The sequence below is a fragment of the Oceanisphaera litoralis genome (genome assembly GCF_016907015.1).
In the GTDB taxonomy this organism is placed as follows: domain Bacteria; phylum Pseudomonadota; class Gammaproteobacteria; order Enterobacterales; family Aeromonadaceae; genus Oceanimonas; species Oceanimonas litoralis.
Genome location: NZ_JAFBBE010000021.1, coordinates 1 through 1780, shown reverse-complemented (window position 1 = coordinate 1780; position 1780 = coordinate 1). Strand labels below are relative to the sequence as shown.

Genomic DNA, 1780 nt, shown 5'->3' with positions numbered 1-1780 from the left:
GCCCAGGGCGAACCTGTGCACCAGATCCTGCTTCGCAGGATTTAGCAGCTGAAGCAGCTACTACAGGAAGCGGTTTTATTTGTCGAAATGAATAACGGAGCGGATCGACTTGCCTTCATGCATCAGGTCGAAGGCGTGGTTGATGTCTTCCAGACCCATGGTGTGGGTGATGAAGGTATCCAGTTCGAAGTCGCCGTTCAGGTACTGCTCAACGATGCCCGGCAGTTGGGAGCGGCCTTTAACACCACCAAAAGCGGAGCCTTTCCATACCCGGCCGGTGACCAGCTGGAACGGACGGGTGGAGATTTCCTGGCCGGCACCGGCCACACCGATGATGACCGACTCGCCCCAGCCCTTGTGGCAGCATTCCAGCGCGGAACGCATCACCTTGACGTTACCGATACATTCGAAGGAGTAGTCCACGCCGCCGTCGGTCAGCTCGACAATCACGTCCTGAATCGGCTTGCTGTAGTCATTGGGATTGATGCAGTCGGTGGCACCCAGCTTGCGAGCGATATCGAACTTGTCTTCGTTGATGTCGATGGCAATGATGCGGCTGGCCTTGGCCATGACGGCACCGATGATCACCGCCAGACCGATACCGCCCAGGCCGAATACCGCCACGGTATCGCCTTCCTGCACCTTGGCGGTGTTCTTGACCGCGCCCATGCCGGTGGTCACGCCACACCCCAGCAGGCAGACCTTCTCCAGCGGGGCTTCCTTGCTGATTTTGGCCAAGGAGATTTCCGGCACCACGGTGCGCTCGGCGAAAGTGGAGCAGCCCATGTAATGGAAGATCGGCTTGCCGTCCTTGAAGAAGCGGGTGGTACCGTCGGGCATCAGACCCTGGCCCTGAGTGGCGCGTACCGCCTGGCACAGGTTGGTCTTGCCGGATTTACAGAATTTACACTCGCCACACTCGGCGGTGTACAGCGGGATAACGTGATCGCCCACTTCCAGCGTGGTCACGCCCTCGCCTACCGCCTCGACGATACCGCCACCTTCGTGACCGAGGATCGCCGGGAAGATACCTTCGGGATCATCACCGGACAGGGTAAAGGCATCGGTGTGACACACACCGGTGGCGACGATACGCACCAGCACTTCGCCTTTTTGCGGCGGCATCAAATCCACTTCTTCGATGCTCAGCGGTTTGCCGGCTTCCCAGGCGACAGCGGCACGGGTTTTGATCATATCCATTAGATTCTCCAGTGAGAGGCAGTGCGATAACCGATTCAGTATAACGGGCAGACAGTGCACTGCCGTTACAATATATGTGGCATATGCAGCCATTGTATCTAGGTCGAGCGTCGGTGAGAATGGGGGCGGAAGCAAATGATTTTTACAGAGGAGTAATAATACTCGAGAAAGGTCACCATGAATTGCATCATGCTCCAACCGGGCTCCGCCGTATTATTAATCATCCGGGTGTAGCATCCTTGCCTTGCAGAGACAAAACTCCCTCTTACTGATAAAGCCGCCCCAGCCCGAAAACAGAGTCCGTCTTGCCCGGTACGGGGTGCCAGACACCAGGCTGTTGCCGAAAAACTGCGCTTGTGATCACCTTTCTCGCACTGGCGGATCTCGCACTGGCGGAGTTTTCCCGAAAAATAACGCAGTAAAGCAAAAGATCCCGGGCCCGGTTCCCAGGGTAAGATCACGAACGTTTTATAACCAATGTCGGGTAATTTGACCTGCTGATCGACTTGTGATCTTATACTCCCTTTTGGGAGCCCGACCATGAGCCTTGATGCTTTTTCCGAGTCCTTTGGTGTACTGA

General features: G+C 56.2%; 2 protein-coding genes. Both read right to left on the bottom strand.

Features of this window, described 5'->3' with window-relative positions:
- Nucleotides 1-75: 75 nt before the first annotated feature.
- Nucleotides 76-1200: an S-(hydroxymethyl)glutathione dehydrogenase/class III alcohol dehydrogenase gene (locus tag HNR62_RS12805; protein ID WP_476703924.1), complete on the bottom strand. Its 1125-nt coding sequence runs from the start codon at nt 1198-1200 to the stop codon at nt 76-78.
- Between the two features lie 98 nt (nt 1201-1298).
- A partial coding sequence (locus tag HNR62_RS12800) for a hypothetical protein (RefSeq protein WP_204796488.1) occupies nt 1299-1780 on the bottom strand: 482 nt, incomplete at its 5' end.